General features: G+C 35.4%; 20 protein-coding genes and 1 riboswitch. Of the genes, 5 read left to right on the top strand and 15 right to left on the bottom strand.

The annotated features are described in order from the left end of the window. Window positions 1-3: 3 nt before the first annotated feature. The 3 genes from TY11_RS02855 to TY11_RS02845 form a co-directional block, all read right to left on the bottom strand. A complete protein-coding gene (locus TY11_RS02855) occupies window positions 4-684 on the bottom strand; it encodes a ComF family protein (RefSeq protein WP_042142637.1) in 681 nt (226 codons plus the stop codon). Beyond that, window positions 681-2,063, bottom strand: coding sequence for an ATP-dependent helicase ComFA (locus TY11_RS02850; protein ID WP_042142634.1), 1,383 nt, complete (start codon window positions 2,061-2,063; stop codon window positions 681-683). The genes TY11_RS02855 and TY11_RS02850 overlap by 4 nt, the downstream gene beginning before the upstream one ends. 76 nt (window positions 2,064-2,139) lie before the next feature. Then, window positions 2,140-2,982 (bottom strand): DegV family protein, encoded by an 843-nt coding sequence (locus TY11_RS02845; RefSeq protein ID WP_042142632.1) that lies wholly within the window; start codon window positions 2,980-2,982, stop codon window positions 2,140-2,142. Between the two features lie 206 nt (window positions 2,983-3,188). Here TY11_RS02845 and TY11_RS02840 point away from each other — a divergent pair, with 206 nt between their 5' ends. Next, window positions 3,189-4,058: an STAS domain-containing protein gene (locus tag TY11_RS02840; RefSeq protein WP_042142630.1), complete on the top strand. Its 870-nt coding sequence runs from the start codon at window positions 3,189-3,191 to the stop codon at window positions 4,056-4,058. Window positions 4,059-4,242: 184 nt separating this feature from the next. On the opposite strand, the gene TY11_RS02835 is transcribed toward TY11_RS02840, so the two are convergent. Together TY11_RS02835 and TY11_RS02830 are read right to left on the bottom strand one after the other, a co-directional pair. Next, window positions 4,243-4,938: a response regulator gene (locus tag TY11_RS02835; protein WP_042143089.1), complete on the bottom strand. Its 696-nt coding sequence runs from the start codon at window positions 4,936-4,938 to the stop codon at window positions 4,243-4,245. Window positions 4,939-5,019: 81 nt separating this feature from the next. Further along, on the bottom strand, window positions 5,020-6,165 hold the full coding sequence (locus TY11_RS02830) for a sensor histidine kinase (RefSeq protein WP_042142628.1): 1,146 nt from the start codon (window positions 6,163-6,165) through the stop codon (window positions 5,020-5,022). A gap of 274 nt (window positions 6,166-6,439) precedes the next feature. Here TY11_RS02830 and TY11_RS02825 point away from each other — a divergent pair, with 274 nt between their 5' ends. Then, window positions 6,440-7,090, top strand: coding sequence for a YigZ family protein (locus tag TY11_RS02825; protein ID WP_042142626.1), 651 nt, complete (start codon window positions 6,440-6,442; stop codon window positions 7,088-7,090). Between the two features lie 129 nt (window positions 7,091-7,219). Here TY11_RS02825 and nagA read toward each other — a convergent pair whose 3' ends face one another. The 10 genes from nagA to TY11_RS02785 form a co-directional block, all read right to left on the bottom strand. Then, window positions 7,220-8,404 carry an N-acetylglucosamine-6-phosphate deacetylase gene (gene nagA, locus TY11_RS02820; protein WP_042143087.1) on the bottom strand — a complete coding sequence of 395 codons (1,185 nt, stop codon included), beginning with the start codon at window positions 8,402-8,404 and terminating at the stop codon, window positions 7,220-7,222. Window positions 8,405-8,558: 154 nt separating this feature from the next. Beyond that, entirely contained in the window at window positions 8,559-8,714 is a 156-nt protein-coding gene (locus tag TY11_RS20620; RefSeq protein ID WP_197025047.1) for a hypothetical protein, read from the bottom strand. 77 nt (window positions 8,715-8,791) lie between these two features. Continuing rightward, complete coding sequence (locus TY11_RS02815) at window positions 8,792-9,286, bottom strand: VanZ family protein (RefSeq protein WP_042142625.1); 495 nt, start codon at window positions 9,284-9,286, stop codon at window positions 8,792-8,794. 82 nt (window positions 9,287-9,368) lie between these two features. Next, the gene (locus TY11_RS02810) at window positions 9,369-9,695 is read right to left on the bottom strand and encodes a helix-turn-helix domain-containing protein (protein WP_042142624.1); all 327 of its coding nucleotides are present in this window, start codon (window positions 9,693-9,695) and stop codon (window positions 9,369-9,371) included. 89 nt (window positions 9,696-9,784) lie between these two features. Next, window positions 9,785-9,904, bottom strand: a complete 120-nt coding sequence (locus TY11_RS20015) for an anti-repressor SinI family protein (RefSeq protein WP_081755810.1) — start codon at window positions 9,902-9,904, stop codon at window positions 9,785-9,787. Window positions 9,905-9,929: 25 nt separating this feature from the next. Beyond that, window positions 9,930-10,012: riboswitch (cyclic di-GMP riboswitch) on the bottom strand. A gap of 121 nt (window positions 10,013-10,133) precedes the next feature. Beyond that, window positions 10,134-10,898 carry a TasA family protein gene (locus TY11_RS02805; protein ID WP_042142622.1) on the bottom strand — a complete coding sequence of 255 codons (765 nt, stop codon included), beginning with the start codon at window positions 10,896-10,898 and terminating at the stop codon, window positions 10,134-10,136. 38 nt (window positions 10,899-10,936) lie between these two features. Next, on the bottom strand, window positions 10,937-11,530 hold the full coding sequence (sipW, locus tag TY11_RS02800; protein ID WP_042142620.1) for a signal peptidase I SipW: 594 nt from the start codon (window positions 11,528-11,530) through the stop codon (window positions 10,937-10,939). Then, entirely contained in the window at window positions 11,514-12,380 is an 867-nt protein-coding gene (tapA, locus tag TY11_RS02795; protein ID WP_231495770.1) for an amyloid fiber anchoring/assembly protein TapA, read from the bottom strand. The genes sipW and tapA overlap by 17 nt, the downstream gene beginning before the upstream one ends. A gap of 146 nt (window positions 12,381-12,526) precedes the next feature. Continuing rightward, window positions 12,527-13,114: a TasA family protein gene (locus TY11_RS02790; RefSeq protein ID WP_042142616.1), complete on the bottom strand. Its 588-nt coding sequence runs from the start codon at window positions 13,112-13,114 to the stop codon at window positions 12,527-12,529. 119 nt (window positions 13,115-13,233) lie between these two features. Next, window positions 13,234-13,866: a CalY family protein gene (locus TY11_RS02785; protein ID WP_042142614.1), complete on the bottom strand. Its 633-nt coding sequence runs from the start codon at window positions 13,864-13,866 to the stop codon at window positions 13,234-13,236. A 426-nt stretch (window positions 13,867-14,292) separates the two neighbouring features. Between TY11_RS02785 and TY11_RS02780 the strand changes: the two genes are divergently transcribed. The 3 genes from TY11_RS02780 to TY11_RS02770 all read left to right on the top strand — a co-directional run bounded on the left by TY11_RS02780 (window position 14,293) and on the right by TY11_RS02770 (window position 18,062). Further along, window positions 14,293-14,907: a class D sortase, LPxTATN-specific gene (locus tag TY11_RS02780; protein WP_042142613.1), complete on the top strand. Its 615-nt coding sequence runs from the start codon at window positions 14,293-14,295 to the stop codon at window positions 14,905-14,907. A gap of 114 nt (window positions 14,908-15,021) precedes the next feature. Next, window positions 15,022-15,936, top strand: a complete 915-nt coding sequence (locus tag TY11_RS02775) for an LCP family glycopolymer transferase (protein ID WP_042143085.1) — start codon at window positions 15,022-15,024, stop codon at window positions 15,934-15,936. Window positions 15,937-16,046: 110 nt separating this feature from the next. After that, window positions 16,047-18,062 carry a penicillin-binding transpeptidase domain-containing protein gene (locus tag TY11_RS02770; RefSeq protein WP_042142612.1) on the top strand — a complete coding sequence of 672 codons (2,016 nt, stop codon included), beginning with the start codon at window positions 16,047-16,049 and terminating at the stop codon, window positions 18,060-18,062. Window positions 18,063-18,104: the final 42 nt, after the last annotated feature.

The following is an 18,104-nucleotide window of genomic DNA, read 5'->3' as shown; positions in this document are numbered from 1 at the left end:
CAACTATCCACGAACTAATGTGTACGTATATACATTAGTACAGCCAGCTTTTTTTAATAGTCTAGCTGCATGACGTAAAGTAGCACCCGTTGTATATATATCATCGACAAGAATCACTGGATTGTTTAGTGTTTGATGAAGAATAAAAGGGTTCTCAGAGGAGATTCTTTCTTGACGTGTTTTTTTGGACTGCTTCTCGCCATGAACTCGGGATAATATATCCAATTTTCGAACAGGCAAAAATGCCGTAAGCATACTAGCTTGATTAAAGCATCTTTCTTGAATCCTCTCACTACTTAGTGGAATTGGCACCGCTACAGCATTTTTTATCTCCTTAAATGTTTGCTGAAAATGTTGATAAAAAGTTTTTTCGAATATATGCCCAAGCTCATAATCTCCACGATATTTCCATTTTGCAATTATGTCCTGAATATGGGAAGTATATTGAAAGACAGAGTAATTATATTCTATTACATCCTTCCCCTGATGATAGTTCTCCCACCACAAACAATCATTACAAACATCTGATTCTGTTTCACGACTACACCTTCGACAACGATTTCCAGATAGTAGCACTAATTCTTTTTCACATATTTCACAAATTCGTTGTACTTTTGTAGGGAATGTAACATTACTCCAATTAACTTCCATTATCAATTCTTCATGACACCAAAGACAATTCACAACGAAAAACCTCCCCTTCTATTCATTGCTCTTATCGAATGTACCGCTTGAACCATTGCATCGGTTTTACCATCATGGAGAAAAATAACATCTCCTGTTGGGTCATCTGCACTTCGGCCAGCCCGCCCAGCAATTTGAACTAGTGCCGCTTCATCAAAAACAGCGTGTCCCGCATCTAACACCACGACATCTACTGATGGGAATGTCACCCCACGCTCCAATATGGTGGTAGTTACAAGGACATCAATATTCTTATTTCTAAATAGTTCTATCTTCTCGACTCTCTGTTCATCCTCTGAATGAACAGAAACAATTACACCTAGTTGACTGGCTAGACAATTTTGGAGAAAAATTTTAACATCTTTGGTTAACTTGATTGACGATACGAATACGAGTAGCTGTCTCGATTGGTTCTTTCTATTTGTAATCCATTCCAATAAGATTTTTGGGATCTTTTGCTTTCGTAAAGATTTTTTCAGGGAATAACAGATTTTCAGTGTGGGAACTGGCAATGGATTACCATGATATCGAACAGGTACAAACGTATGGGGAAGTTTTTTCAGTGCTAGTCTCAGTCGTAGATTTTGTCTTGGGGTTGCTGTTAAGTATATGGTAGTGTTTCTTTCTTTTTTGGCTCTATTTACTGCAAAAGGAAGGGACTCATCATTGTGGAAGGGAAAAGCATCTATTTCATCGATAATCACGATATCAAATGTTTGGTAGAATCTGCGAAGTTGATGGGTAGTTGCAATGATTAACTGAGATGAACCTTCTTTATCTTCACTGCCACCATATAATGCCTGTACAGGTACTTTCTGAAAAGCTTCCTGGATACGAGGCTTTAATTCCCGTACCACATCTGCTCGAGGAGTGGCAATACATATTCGTTTTCCAAGCTTAAGACCCGCTTCGATTCCTTGAAAAAGCATTTCTGTTTTACCAGCACCACATACAGCCCATATTAGAAATTCCTTTTTACCCTCTATTATTGCTGCCACAAGTTGATCGGAGGCTTTTTGCTGTGTATCTGTTAAGGTACCTTTCCAACTTAATGGCGAATCATAGCTTGTCCATATCGAATCCTCATCAGACCAATAATATAAAGGCTCACATGCCATTACTCTCCCCATCTCCACACAATTTCTACAATATAAATGGAGTTTTTTACATTTTGCACAAGGAATCGTCCCAAACAAGAATTTCTTTTGATTGCCACATCTCTGGCACTCATGATATAGAACTTTTCGTTTAATCGATGGAATTTGCGTTAAATGGCTAGCTAATTCAGGAGGAATTTCATTTTGTAGTAACAATTTCCCAGCATATTGACGGAGGTTTTGAGAGGGTATTCTATCAGTGGTTTTCACTTTAGGGGTCATTAACTCACTCGCTTTCTATATAATATGGACTGCCAGATACCTGGCAGTCAAATAATTATAATATAAAAATGATTGCTTATTTATAATACCAACAAACTCCAACTGCACCTTCCCCAACATGCGTACCAATAACTGGACCAAAATAACTAATCAGTGTTTCAACGTCAGGGTATTTTTCATTAAACTCATCTCGTAAACTTAATGCATGCTCCTCATGATTTGCATGAACAAATACAACTTTGGCAATCTTCCCTGCCTTAGCATCCTCTTCAACAAGGCCCATTACGCGGTTTATCGCTTTTTTGCGTGTGCGAATTTTTTCAAATGGAACAATGAGCTTATCTACAAAATGTAGCACGGGCTTCACTTGGAGCAAGCTTCCCATAAGTGCTTGTGCCCCACTTAATCTTCCTCCACGGTGAAGGTTTGTCAAATCATCTACAACAAAGTAACCATGCATCGTTTTCTTCATTTCGTTAAGACGCTCCATGATTTCCTCTGCAGATTTATTTTCTCTCGCCATTTCAGCTGCCTCAAGCGCATAAAATCCTTGAGCCATACAACTAATTTCTGAATCAAAAGCATACATCTTAATGTCTTCAACCATATCGCCAGCACTTACTGCAGCTTGGTATGTTCCACTTATACCACTAGATAAATGAATTGAGATAACTGCATCATAATCTTTACTGAGCTCTTCTAACTTTTGTGTAAAAAGTCCAATTGCAGGTTGTGATGTAGTTGGTAGTTCTTTAACATCTCTTATCTTTTGATAAAATTCCTTGGTGGTAATATCAACTTCTTCTTGATACGTTTCATCCCCAAAATTCACACTCAGAGGAATCATATGTATCCCATAAGCTTTACGCATATCTTCAGGGATATACGCTGTACTGTCAGACATTACAGCAACCTTCATTCCAACATCCTCCCCTATTATTTATATATCTTGTATTGTTCGCTTCTTATATTTTACATGAATGTATAAAAAAATGCACCATCGTATGTAGAAGAGAAAACAGATTAAAAATTATTCGCATTAAATATCACGTATTCACTTAAAATATGTTAATCTTATGTAAATAAATTTAAAAGTATAAATATTATTAATGATGAGGTTTCATAATGAATGAAATAGACAAACAACTATATGATTTTCTATTACGTAATATTACTTCTATCACTGACAAATGGTTAAATACGCGGAAGGTGGAGGAAGGATCCATTTATTCTGCTGACACGAATATGAATGTTGTACAAATGCTCAGAGAGCAGAATACTCTTACAAATAAAACAGCAATGAGTGCTTTGCTCAACGATCAAGCAGTAGTAGACAACTACATAAATGAGTGGGTGCATGTAGTTTCGGAAAGTAGAGTAAAAACTGATACACCTTTACATGAAGTTATTCATGCCATTAACAATGCAAAGGAAATATTTTTCGAATATACTTACTCATTTATCCATGTTAATGAAGATCAGATAACCAAAGATGACATTATCCGTTGGCTTAATCTCTTTAATAATGTTTTCAATAAATTGACTACATTGTACTCTGAAATGCACTATACTTTAACCAAGCAACGTTTATCTAGTCAACAGGACTTAATTAATGAGCTAAGTACGCCAGTCATTCCTATCAGTGATAGGATTGCCATATTACCATTAAACGGAAATGTAGATAGGCTAAGAATGAAACATCTATATGAAACAGTCCCCGAAAAAGTAGTAGAATCACATGTTGAATATTTATTTATCGATTTATCTGGGATACCTTTCTTGGATTCTAATCTAGCTAACGATCTTTGCCAGGTAATTTATTTGCTTCAAGTATTAGGGATTACCACCGCAATTTCAGGTGTAAAACCCGAAGTTGCACAGTCGATTGTTCAATATCAAAATAACTTCAAAGAAATTCCAACTTTTAGTACATTGAAACAAGCTTTAAAGATAATATTGACACCAGAGAAGGATTTGGACATAAAAAGCAGGTGATGTTTTGATGTTATTTGTACCGAAATGCTTCGTAAGGGATAACAGGGAAGGGAACGATTTCTCTCTTCCTTATCCTGTGAATGGACGAAGAGGGAGTACAAAATGTTTTCGATATTAAATAGACTATAAAAAATGAGAATCCTCTCTTAAATTAAAAGAGCGATTCTCATTTTAATATATTTCATTATAAAACCTCAACCCAACCTTTACGGATTGCAGATACAACTGCTTGGGTACGGTCGTTCACATTCATTTTTTGGAGTATGTTACTTACATGGTTTTTTACTGTTTTTTCACTAATGTATAACGCTTCTGCAACAGCTCGATTACTTTTTCCATCTGCAAGAAGCTGTAGAACTTCACATTCACGCTTTGTTAGTAAATGTAATGGACGATGGTACTCCACTCGGTGATTACCTACTCCAACTGCTACTGTCTCTTTTGCTAATCGACGGTATTCTTGCACTAAATTGTGGGTTACTTTTGGATGTAAGTATGACCCACCTTCACTTACTACTTTAATTGCTTCAATTAATGAATTTGAATCCATTTCTTTCAATAAATATCCTTGTGCACCAGTCTTAAGAGCGTGTGTTACATAACTTTCATCATCATGTATAGAAAGAATGATTACCTTTGAATTTGGATGGTTACGGACTAGTTCTGCAGTAGCCTGTACACCATTCATATTTGGCATGTTGATATCCATTAGAATGACATCTGGGTTGTATTCTTTTACAAGCTTACCAGCCATGATACCATCATCACCCTCTGCCACAACATTAAACGATGGTTCAAATTCTAAAATACGCTTTACCCCTTCACGGAATAATTTGTGATCATCAATTAATATTATATTAACTGTTTTTTCGAAACTCATTGTCTTTTCCTCCCCAATACGCAATATTAAAAATTCCCCTATTACGTTCCATGATAGACAATAATCTTTTATCTCTATTTTTTATATAAGAGCTCTTTCATAAGGAACTCGTATTGCTATATTTGTGCCTATTCCGATTGTTGACTTAATATCTATTATACCATCAAACATTTCAACTCGCTCTTTCATACCCATTAATCCAAAAGATTTATCTCTTTTAATGTTAGGATCAAAGCCTTTACCATTATCGGTAATTACTAGATTTAAGTTTCTTGTGCAGATTTCAATTTTCACTGTAATTAATGTGGCTTCTGCATGTTTAACAGCATTTTGGATTGCTTCTTGTGCAAGTCTAAAAAATGCAATTTCGTATTTTTGATTAATACGTTTTACTTCTCCAATAGAGGTAAATTCTATTTTCACATTGTTATATTCAGAGGTTGTATTGATGTATTTTTTTATCGTAGGAATTAAGCCTAAGTCATCAAGTGCCATTGGTCTTAAATCATAAATAATACGTCGAACCTCATAAAGTGATGAGCGGACCATCTTGCGCATACTCTTAATCTCAGCCAATGCATCATCAGGACTGCCTTCTCGAAATGTACGATCAACAAGTTCTGAACGAAGCAAAATATTTGCTAACATTTGAGCTGGTCCATCATGGATTTCTCTAGAAATACGTTTACGTTCTTCTTCTTGTGCTTCAATAATTTTCAGACCAAATTCCTGTTTTTCTTTTGCTTCTTCAATCATTTCATTTACTTGTCTAAAATCGTCAGTTATGTAAGTGAGTATTATCGAAATTTTGTTTGCAAGGTTTTCAGCGCGTTTAATCGTATTGTCTAGGTTTTGTAGTCTTCTTTCTAAATCATCACGCTTCATTCGTAAAGCTCTTTCTTCCTGACGAAGCATTGCTAATTTAGTTTGAAGCTCATGAGTAGATTCATAAACCTCGCGAATTTCTTCCTCTGAATAGCGATCGAAATACTTGCTTACTTCCGATAAACGTTTTCTAGAATAGCGAACATTTTGCTCAAGCTTGTCTCCGTCCTCTATATATTCGAGAACTTTTTGCTTCGTATACTCTAATTCCCTAAGCAATTGCTCATGTTCCGAACGAGCCTCTTCACTAATGTGAAAAATTTCGCCTTTACTATTTTCAACGACATCGACCATTTCATCAAGGATATAATCTAAATCTTTATCCCTAGTTTTCACTGCCATCAGCACTCACCAACCTATGGTATAATTATACGTGCTATTACGTTTTTTTTATAGGGTTATATGGAAAAAACTTTTAAAATATGTATAAATATTTATGAAACCCTAGTAGATAATACCCAAACTTTTCATTTAATAAACAGATTTTATTATAATTTTATAAGAAAAACTCATATTCGCTTATTTTTTAGTGAACGGATTAGTTTTTATTATACAGGAGGGAAAGAATATAGTTCTTTTCTATCTACCTAATACTATAAATAGGAGGACTCTTCCATTGTTATCAAAATATTATACTGTTAAAAAAGATGGTGGTGCCCATGAAATCGTCATTCAAAGGTCTAGGTTTATTGGTACCTTGAAACGAGTTGAATCAGAAGAAGAAGCACAATCTTTTATACAACAAATGAAAAAGAAATATCACGATGCGACACATAACTGTTCTGCCTATATGATAGGTGAACATGATCAAATACAGAAAGCAAATGATGATGGTGAACCTAGTGGTACAGCTGGGGTACCTATGCTAGAAGTTCTAAAGAAACAAAATCTTAAGGATACAGCAGTCGTTGTAACTCGATATTTTGGCGGAATAAAACTTGGTGCAGGTGGACTAATCCGCGCATATGGTAGTTCTACCTCAGAAGCTATAAAAGCTGTCGGCATTATGAAAAGACAATTAATGAAAGGCTTCTCTATCATAGTTGATTATGCTTTACTAGGAAAACTAGAAAATGAAATAAGAAACTCAGAACATATACTAGAAACTATTAATTATTTGGAAAATGTAGAATTTGTTGTATTTGTGGAAGATGGAAAGGAAACAACTTTTCAGGAGTGGATGATAGATTTGACAAGTGGACAGGCTGTTATTGAACCAGTTGAGGAGAAGTATGTGGAGATTGAAGTGGAGAGTACGAAGGAATGACTACACTTCAATCTGGTACCGGAAACCAGTGCTCAACAAAAAAACATGGCGCACCATATAATTGGGAACGCCATGTTTTTTTATTTTTACTTTTTCACTTTAGACAATGTCGTTCATCTGCAATAATCCTTACATCAGTTTGCCCGCCCTATTAGACTTTACTCCACGGCAAAATGTTTCTTTTATCATAAATTCATCATCTACTAATAAAATATCGGCATCTTTCCCTACTGCAATACTGCCTTTGCGGTCAAAAACCTTAAGTTGTTTGGCGGGATTAATACTTGCCATTTTAATTACGTCTTTAAATTCGACCCCATCAAGCTTTAGCATATTTTGTATAGCATCTTTCATTTTTAAAATACTGCCTGCTAAGGTTCCATCTTCGAGAACAGCTCTTTCTTCGTCTACTATTACCTTCTGTCCTCCAAGGTCAAATGTACCAGTGTTTAGACATTTCGCACGCATTGCATCTGTAATTAATAGTAATCGTTCACTACCCATATTATGATATATTATTTGTAACATTTCTGGTGCAACATGAATTCCATCTGCAATTAGCTCAGCATGTAACTCTTTTAGAAAGAAAGCAGCTCCCACAACTCCTACATCACGATGGTGAATACCATTCATTGCATTACAGAGATGTGTAACCTGATTAACCCCGTTGGAAACTGCTTCCTTCATACCTTTAAAATCCAGATCTGTATGCCCGGCTGAAACATTGACACCATTTTCTCTTAAATGCCTAATAAATGAACCATCTTCATCATGTTCAGGTGCTATCGTTATGGTTCTAATCGTATTGTTAGATAGTCCCTGCCATCTATCAAACAGTTCAATATCTGGTTTCCGAATATGTTCCAATGGTTGTGCACCTTTTTTATTCGGCTCAATGAAAGGTCCTTCTAAATGAATACCGATTATTTCAGCATAACCCTCTTTAGAATGATAGTTTGCAACATTTACAAGTGCACGTTCAGTGTTTTCTTTTGATTGTGTAATCGTAGTTGCCAAAAAACTTGTGGTACCTTCATGTGGAAGAACCTTTGCAATAGAATCTAGGGCTTTTTCGGTTCCATCCATCACATCGGATCCATTTGCTCCATGGATATGCCCATCAATAAACCCTGGAACAGCATTTAGTCCCTCTGCATCCAAGATTTTAAATCGACTTGGATAGCTATTAGGTTGTTCATTTTCCGTATAGATAGCACTAATCTTCCCTTGTGAGATTAACAGTTTACCACGATCTATTATTTCATCTTCTACATATATGTTTACATTTTTAATTAAAAATGATTCTTTTTCAATCAATGTATAGTCCCTACCCTTCTCAATTCACATTCTCAAATTAGCACATGGTATGTAGGAATGTCCAGTTTCGTACGTACTAAATGGAAGTTACTGGTATTTGCTCTAATAAAAAATAGGACTACACCATTTACATGATGATAGCCCCTAAGCTCTAATTTATCATTCGTTTACTTTGTGTAATCGTTTTTTGATCACTTAATTCTTTAATTAATGTTTGGATTAACTCATCAGAAGAACGTATTTTATTCTTTTCAGTATCATCAATTACTTTTTTCATCATATTCTTAAAAAACTCGCGTTCAACCATTACATTACCGCCCTGACCAAGTGTTATAGGATTATAGAACTAATCATACCATAAAGTCTACTAATTTCATTAACAAATTATGACAATTCACTAATTTTTTTTCTTTTCCAGAACAATAGAATCAAGTATGCTATTGAAGTACCAAAACCATCTATCATAACATCACCAATATAAGGGGTTCTGTTTGGTGTGAATCCTTGATGGATTTCATCTATGATAGCATATGCAATGGTACTAAAAAATGAGATAACTAGAATTTTATGTAATGGCCATTTAGCGGTTTTCCGAAAAGCTATATAAAAAAGGATCATTAATATAAAAAATGTTCCAAAATGTGCACCTTTCCGAATGAAAAATTCTATGAGACCGTTCACTCCTAAAGCATTAATGCTGACCTCTGAATGGTTATATTGGAAAGATACCCAACTAACATAAGGCTGCAATATAGATAAATCAATCATATCTGATAGAATTGGTTTTATATCCTGTTTTTCATATGGTGTTGATGATGAGAAGAAAACGATCGCCATCCAGGATGTTGGCAAGAGCCAATATAAATAGTTTTTCTGCATAATTCCACCATATTTCATTAATAAGTTCTAGTTTACTATACCAAAAAATGCACAAAATAAAAAACCGCAGTTTCCTACGGTCTTAATTTTGGTTTTTTCTCCATTTATTAAATTCCAAGAAGTTTTTAAATTCTTCTTTTGTTACACCTGATTCCATGGCTTCCTTCACAATACTTAGCCATTCGCCGTCTAAATCTTCAAGTTCTACTGATTCACCTTCATTTATAAGTTCATTTACAGAAACACCTAAAACGGTACTTATTTTTTCGATAAACTGGATGGATGGATTCGACTGGAGGTTTCGTTCGATTGAACTTAAGTAAGATTTTGCAACATTAGCTTTTTCGGCAAGTTCAGATATAGACATTTTTTTTTCTTTACGTAGTTGTTTTATTTTTTCTCCGATCAAGTCGACTCACCTCTTTCAAGCGAATTATAACACAAATGGGTGAGTAGTTCTATATAAAGTACGAAAATTACAACTAAAGTAATATGTAACTATTTCGACTCTGCAAGAAATAGACGGATTTCTTCAACGCTCATTCCTAGATTTTTTGCCTCCTTGATTAATTTAATCCACTCATAATCAAGTTTTAACCCATTTTGAACTTTATTCAATTTCCCATCCCCCATTACTTACTATCTATGCAGCCCAGCCATCCATTCATAAGCATTGGATCTGAAACTTTGCGTCCTCATTTTCCAATGAGTTTGCCTTTGTATAGATGGAATATTTTCTAAACTCATTATACTAAAGAACTAGTACTTTGTGTGTGTCTTGTTTTGTCAGAAAGCAACTAGTTTTGATAAAAATAGTTGCAAATATTGTAAAATAATGGGAACTTACCTATACTCGCCTAACTTTAGACTTTCTTTTGATTGATATCATCCATATTAGTCCACCAACTAGTAGCAGATTTACCCCAATGATGATAAAATTAAACATGTTTGTCGCGGTATCAGGGAGTTGCCCCCCAGAGTTATTATTGTTTACAACACCACTTACACTTTCAACGTCCTTCTTTTTTCCACCTTTACCAGAATCATCTTTTGAACCACCTGGCTGCTCTTTATCATCTTCTGGATTATTTGGGTCTTCAGGATCTTCCGGGTCTTCAGGATTTTCTGGTTCTGTAGGTGCACTGCTTTTCTCAGCAACAAATTGTAATTGAAAGTTTACACTGAGCCCCTGAAATTCATTTCCTAGATGTTCTGGGAAGCGGATAGTAAATTGCAATTCTTCACTATCGTCTACTTTAAGAAACCTTGGTGAAAGCTTATCAATGTCTGCTAACTTCCCACTATATAATGTAGTTTTTGCATCCTTAATTTCTAATAATAGCTCATTATACAGCTTATCGTCGCCTTCATTTTTAATATGCATCTGATACTCAAAATCCAGTTTCCCATTATTCTTAACCACAATATCTCTTGGAGCCCAATCCCCCGGCTTCATATTTTCAATATTGAACAATACTTCTCCAGGAGTTAGACTTAGATCAATATTGTATTTTTCATTTGAATCTACAGAATCATCAGCAAAGCTTAATATGGGGCTAAACATAATACTAAATAAAGCACCGAATACGATAATCAATAAAATCCGTTTCATTTAATTGCCCCCTCTTCAGGCAAGATTTATCATCCTAATTATGTTAAACTACTACTTTTTTCTTCTTCTTTAACACTTTCTTTAGGCAATTCTAATTCTCTTATTGCTCTCCAAATGCTGATTCCGGCATACCCAAGTAAAAGGAATCCAGGAATTAATAGAAGAAAAGCACCATTTTTAGACTGTGAAAAGTTTATAAAATATCCCACATATGGAATAGTAAACCCCTTATATTCCGCAACTACATTTTCAGACAGTACTGGATTAATATCCTCTGCATTGTTGTTATCCCCTTTTGTGCGATAAATGATACTGTCCCCGCTTGCTATTACTTCGGTTACTCTGTGGGTAACTAACTTTCCATCTTCCTCCATAAACGTGATAACATCATCTGGCTGGAATCTTGTCATATCTCCGCCCGGTTTCACTGCTATTATCGAACCTGTTTTAATACCTGGCTCCATGGAACCGGAAAGTACAGTCTTTAACTGATAACCAAACACCTCAGGTTCTCCGCCAGATGCTTTAGATGAAATAACGAAGAACATCATACTAATTAATAGTAATAATAGAACAACTGTCGTTAGGTGGTTAATGATATTTAGTATTTTTTTCTTAATCGGTTTCTTCATTCGTTTCACCTTCCCCATCAGGTTGATTGTTCGTATTAGTTGCTCCTTCACTCGATGTTTCTTCTGCTGTATTACCTTGTTTTTCTGGCACATCTTCTGTAGTATTGTCATTTTGTTCATTTGATTGATTATTTTTGTCCTTAGTTGAATCTTGTTTAGAAGTATCTGATTCAACTGGCTCATCAGTTGGTTCTTCAACTATTCCTATTTCGTTATTCTTTTGTTCTTCGGGCTGTGAAGATTCTTCTACAGCTTTTTCACTTGTTACGGTGTCTTTTTCTGGGAATTCTTCATTCTTGTTGTTTTTATCTTTATCATCTTTACATTGAATCTTAAATTTATTGCTCCAAATTTCTTTTTCTTTATCTTTTCCTTCAAAGCCTTCTCGTTGGTATACTTTAAATACATAAAATCCTTCATTTTCTGTTACAAAAGATAGTGTTATTACTTCGTCCTTTTCTAAAGCTTGAATTTGTCCTGCATAAATTGGGGAACCATGATTTTCTGGCGATCCGCCACCATTACTCCCTTGCTCTGTATAGTAAACTTCGTATTTAGTTGGTCCTTGCATTTTATGACCTACATTCATGAAATCTGCTGAGATTTCAACTGTGGGACAAGATTGGTCAACATCAGTTCCATTATTACCAACAAATTTTAGTTTACTCCCATCAAACCATGTACCAGCAGTTAAACTTACATAACCTTGATTTGAATTACTAAAGTATGCTATCGTTCCTCCTGTTAGATAGCTAAATGAATAGATTACTAGATAGAATGCCACAATAATTTTGCTAAATAATACTAACTTCTTTTTCTTTAGATTCTTGTATTTTTGAAGGCGACTCATTTCCAAAGACCTTCCCTCCTTTTAAGACGACTTTATTTTGCTTTATTAAAAATTGCAGACTTGCTAAATCTTAAGAAAGCAAAATAATATATTACTTAGAAATGGGTGAAAGAAGCCCCACACCTTTCACCCATGTTCAACTAATATTATCTAAGTTCGCCTTCCTTTTGACTTGCTTCAAATGATAGCTCGAAGTCAATTCCATCACCTTGGAAGATGTTTTGGTCTTCACCATTGTCATTGAATTTATAGTCAAATCTAAGTACTTGTCGATTATCGGTTTGATATGGTTTATTTGAAGTTGGCTTTAAATCCTCTGCTACAATAACATCTTCAAGTTGAGATAGAGGTACCCAATTTGCAACTACCTCATTTGATCCCATCTTAGTAACATGAACTAAGATATGGTCTGCAAAATCTTCTCCATCATTGTTATCATCTGCATCTGTAACTTCATAATCTACATTTAGCTTTACATCATTAACATCTAGACTTCCGCCGTTATAAACACGAATTTGGTGAACTTTCCAATCACCAGGCTTCATATTATCAATGCTTAAATCCACTTCTTCTCTATCATCTACACCTTTTAAATGAATATCTAACGTTCCAGCAGCAAATGAATTGTTAGTTACTTCAGTATCACTAAAGTATGCAAAAGTTCCGCCACCGATTAAGCTGATTCCTAACGCAGCAGCAACAGCGCTCATTCCTAATTTCTTCTTGATACTCAATTTGCTACATCCCCTTTTATATGATTATTAAAGCTAATTTATGATTCAAATATCTATGTATGATACTTAAAATGGATAAGAGGAGAAGGGTTAGTTCTCCTCTCTATGTTATAAATTAATTATCTAAGTTCACCTTCAGTTTGGTGTGCAGTGAAAGTCCACTCAAGCTCTAAAGCATCGCCTTGGAATTCGTTTTGGTCTTCACCATTATCAACGAATTCGAATGCTACGTACATTTGGTCGCTATCTCCAGCTGCTAGACCACTATCTTCACCGTTCAATCCAAGTAACCAAGTGATCCAAGACTGTAAGTTTTCAGATGCATCTGGAGTCATATTTTGTAGGTCATACAATGTAGTTTCAGAGATTACATCATTATAATCCCCAATTACCCAACCATCACCTGTCTTATCAGCATTCTCTAAGAATAGAACCTTAATGTGCTTTCCAAAATCATCAGTGTTATTATTATTAGCATCGATAACATTATATACAGTTCCAAGATCTATTGTAGAAATGTCCAAAGAACCATTGTTTTCTAATACAAATTCACGTACCATTGTATCTCCAGGCTTTAAGTTATCAACATCAATAACAACAGATGGATTAACTGCTAAATCCAAAGTACCTGCAGCAAATGAATTGTTTGATACTTCTGTGTCACTAAAGTAAGCAAATGTTCCTCCACCAACTAATGCGATTCCTAGTGCAGCTGTTGCAATACCCATACCTAATTTCTTTTTAATACTCATTCTCAAATTCCTCCCTATATTCGTTATTAAGAACGTTATACGTTTAGATTGCGCCATTCTAAACGTACTGAGAAGATAATTGGAAATTTTTACCTTCCCTTATGTATCTAACTAGCTAAACACAATTGTTCTTTAATAAGACATTTTTGTTCCTTATAAAGAACAACCTTAATTGAAGTATAGGATATAATACTCAGAAAGAAAAACCCCAAATACGCCCGAATTTTAACCTATTTAAATGTTTTGCTCTCCTTTTCTTTTATTTTCTTTCAATTACTTACTATTTCATGCTTTTTAAAGAACAATATGTTCTTTATTAGAAACAACAAAGATGTTAAAATACCTATATATCACGACTATAAATGTTTAGTAATGTGCTACAATCAATCGTAAGATGAAAAATAAATTATAGGGAGTTCGTCCTAAATGAAAAAAATTGCCCTTTTAATTATCATTGTCGGTTTTGTTTTTGTCGGAATAGGCTTATATGAATTCATAAAAACAAATGCTAATCAAAATGAAGCATTAGCAGAAGCCAAATCTCTACTAGAAGAATCTCCAATAGAAGATAACCAAATAAATAGTACTAAAGAGGAAACAGGTTCAACTATCCCATCCAACTTTAACCCTGTCACTGGAGAAACAGTCGGACTCCTTCACATCCCAAAACTGGAAGCAGACATCGCTATAGTAGAAGGAACCGATCCAGATGAATTAGATAAAGGGGTTGGACATTATAAAGGAACAGCATATCCGCTTCAACAAGATCAAATTGTGTTATCTGGACACCGTGAAACAGTTTTTCGTCGGATGGGTGAATTAGAACTTGGTGACATCTTAACAATCAAATTACCTTATGGGGATTTTTCTTATGAAATAGTGGATACGTATATCGTGAGCGCTGATGATCGAACCGTAATTGCACCAACTTATCCTAATGAAGTATTAACACTAACCACTTGCTATCCATTTAACTTCATTGGCAATGCACCAGATCGTTACATTATTACGGCACATCCAGTTTCTAAAAATAATGAGTAATCACTCTGAGTTTGAGATAGACTAATACGACAGGATTCGATATAATTATTTCCAAAAGTTAGTAATTATAAGGAGATTTTAAAAGTGGCTAAATCGAGAGTGGAAAACAAGAAAATGAAAAAAAGAAAATGGCCATATTGGGTTGGAGGAATCCTCCTAGCATTGTTACTTATTGGTGGAGGCTTTGCATGGTATGTGTGGGATAAGATTCACGACACAGTAGGCGATATGCACGAACCGCTAGATAGGGACCAGGATCCAGAACGCCAAAAAGAAATTAAAGACATATTTAAAGATAAGAAATCACTAAATGTTCTATTATTAGGTGTTGACGAACGTGATGGGGATAAGGGACGTTCTGATACGATGATTCTAATGTCCTTAAATCCAAATACGAACTCCATGAAAATGTTAAGCATACCACGAGATACATACGTTAATATCCCTGGACGTGGAATGGATAAAATAAACCATGCCTATGCCTTTGGTGATGTAGAACTATCTGTTCAAACGGTGGAAGAAGCATTTGATCTCCCAGTTCACTTTTATGGAAAGGTCAATATGGAAGGTTTTGAACAAGGTGTTGATGTACTTGGTGGCGTGAACATTAACAATAAAATGGAATTCACACAAGATGGGATTAATTTCCCTGTAGGTGAAATACATTTAAACGGAGAAGAAGCACTTTCATACGTTCGAATGCGTAAAAGTGATCCTCAAGGAGATATGGGACGTAATGAAAGACAACGTGCCGTTATTACTGCAGCAATGAATGAAGCAGCAAGTTTTACTAGCATAACTAAAGTAGGAGATATCCTTGAGATTCTTGGCGATAATGTAAACACAGATCTTCAAATGAAAAACATCCAAAATCTATTTTCCAATTACTTAGGAACGAGAGCAAATATTGAAACCATGCAAATCTCAGGTAGTGGTCAAATTATTGGATCGATATGGTATTACATTGTTCCAGATTCTGAGTTTAATCGGATATCTACTGAGATCAAGGCCCATATGGAGGCAAAATAAAATATAATCAAGTCATCTGGCGAAAAGTCAGATGACTTTTTATTCTTTTATCATTTAGCATAGATGGTATAATATGTGTTGAAGTAAATTCATTAATCAGGGGGATTAAAATGAAACGCTTTATATTAATAGTTATTACCTCTATATTGTTCATTGCAGGATGTTCAGAAGATGAAGTAACACCACATGAACGTTTTGATGATTATGTAAAACTTTGGAGTGAGAGTAATTTTACAAACATGTATGATATGCTAACTCTTGATTCGAAAGAAGCTTATCCAACTGATCAATACATAGATCGTTATCAGAAAGTTTATGATGATTTAGAAATAGATAATGTAGAAATTTCTTACACCAAGTTATCGGAGGAAAAGCTTGAGCTTGCGATGGAAGAAGGCACTGCAACCTTACCATTTTCGGTAAAAATGGACTCGATGGCAGGACCCATTACTTTTGACTACGAAGTCACCCTTACGCAACAAGGAGAAGAAGAAGAAAAAGATTGGTTTATTAATTGGGATCCCGGATTTATCTTTCCTCACATTAAAGATGGTGGAGATATAAGAATTGCTACCACAGAACCCACCCGTGGTGAAATTTTAGACCGTAATCGACTCCCATTGGCACTAAACGGTGAGGTGTGGGATATCGGAATTGTACCTGGAAAACTTGGAGATAATCCGGATGCAAATAAGAAGAAGATTGCCTCTTTATTAAATATTTCTGTTGATTCCATTGATAAGGCCCTTAATGCGGACTGGGTACAGCCGGATATGTTTGTTCCATTAAACAAGAAAATTCCTAAATCCGATACAGAATTACTAGATCAGCTATGGCAGGTTAACGGAATTATGGGGCAAACAACTTTAGGACGAATTTATCCATTAGGTGAAGCCGCTACCCATCTAGTTGGATATGTTGGAAAAGTTACAGACAAAGATTTAGAAGAATTAGATCCAAATCTTTATACAGCCAATGACATGATAGGAAAGACCGGATTGGAACGTATTTTTGAAGATAGGCTAAAAGGTAAAAACGGTGTCAAGATTTACGTTCAAAAAGAAGGCGAAAATGATGTTGTTTTAGCTGAAGTAGAAGTCCAAAATGGGGAAAGCATTCATACAACTATTGATAGTACAGTTCAGGAAGAGCTTTATTTATCATTTGATGATATATCAGGAACTGCAGCAGCCATAGAACCAAAAACAGGAGAGACCTTAGCACTTGCCAGCAGTCCTTCCTTCGATCCACACAAGATGGTTTATGGAATATCACAACCTGATTGGGAAGAATTACAGAACAACCCGGATCAACCATTATTTAACCGTAACAATGCGACCTATGCACCTGGTTCGGTTATCAAGCCAATAACAACAGCAATTGGACTACAAAATGGGATTATTGACCCAGAAGAAAAGATTGAAATTGAAGGATTAACCTGGGGTAATGGTGAAGGCTGGGGTGATTATAAGGTAACGCGTGTAGCAAGTGCAAGTCCTGTTAACTTATTAACTGCAATGACCCTCTCCGATAATATTTATTTTGCAATGAAAGGTGTCGAAATGGGCGGAAATGCGCTTGTAACTGGCCTTGAGCAATTTGGATTTGGTGAGGAATTGCCAATTAATCTACCAATTTCTTCTTCTAGTATTTCAACAACCGGAAGTCTAGATGGTGAAGTATTAGTAGCAAATACAAGTTATGGCCAAGGAGAAATCGAAACAAGCGCCCTTCACATGGCCACAATGTACACACCATTTTTAAATGATGGAATCATGTTAAAGCCTGTCATCTTAATGGAAGAAGAAAAATCACAAGTATGGAAAGAAAATTTAGTAACACCAGAACAAGCAGCCATTATTAGAGATACATTGCGAAAAGTTGTAACAGAAGGAACTGCAAGTTACGCTAAAAATGCATCCTTCCCGGTAGCAGGAAAAACGGGAACTGCCGAGTTAAAGCTTACATTGGATGAAGAAGATGGAGCAGAAAACGGATGGTTTGTTGGTTATCCTTCAGAAGACCAAGACATTCTAATCGCCATGATGATGGAAAAAGTACAAGACAAAGGCGCAAGCGCATTAGTAGTAGAGAAAGTTACCGAGGTTATGGAGAAAATCAAGTAAATTTCAACACCCCGGGCTAGATAATATTAGCTCGGGGTGTTG

This window comes from Paucisalibacillus algeriensis, from assembly GCF_000577245.1.
Lineage (GTDB): Bacteria > Bacillota > Bacilli > Bacillales > Amphibacillaceae > Ornithinibacillus.
The sequence above is the reverse complement of the archived record's forward strand: the minus strand, read 5'-3'. Positions and strand labels throughout refer to the sequence as shown.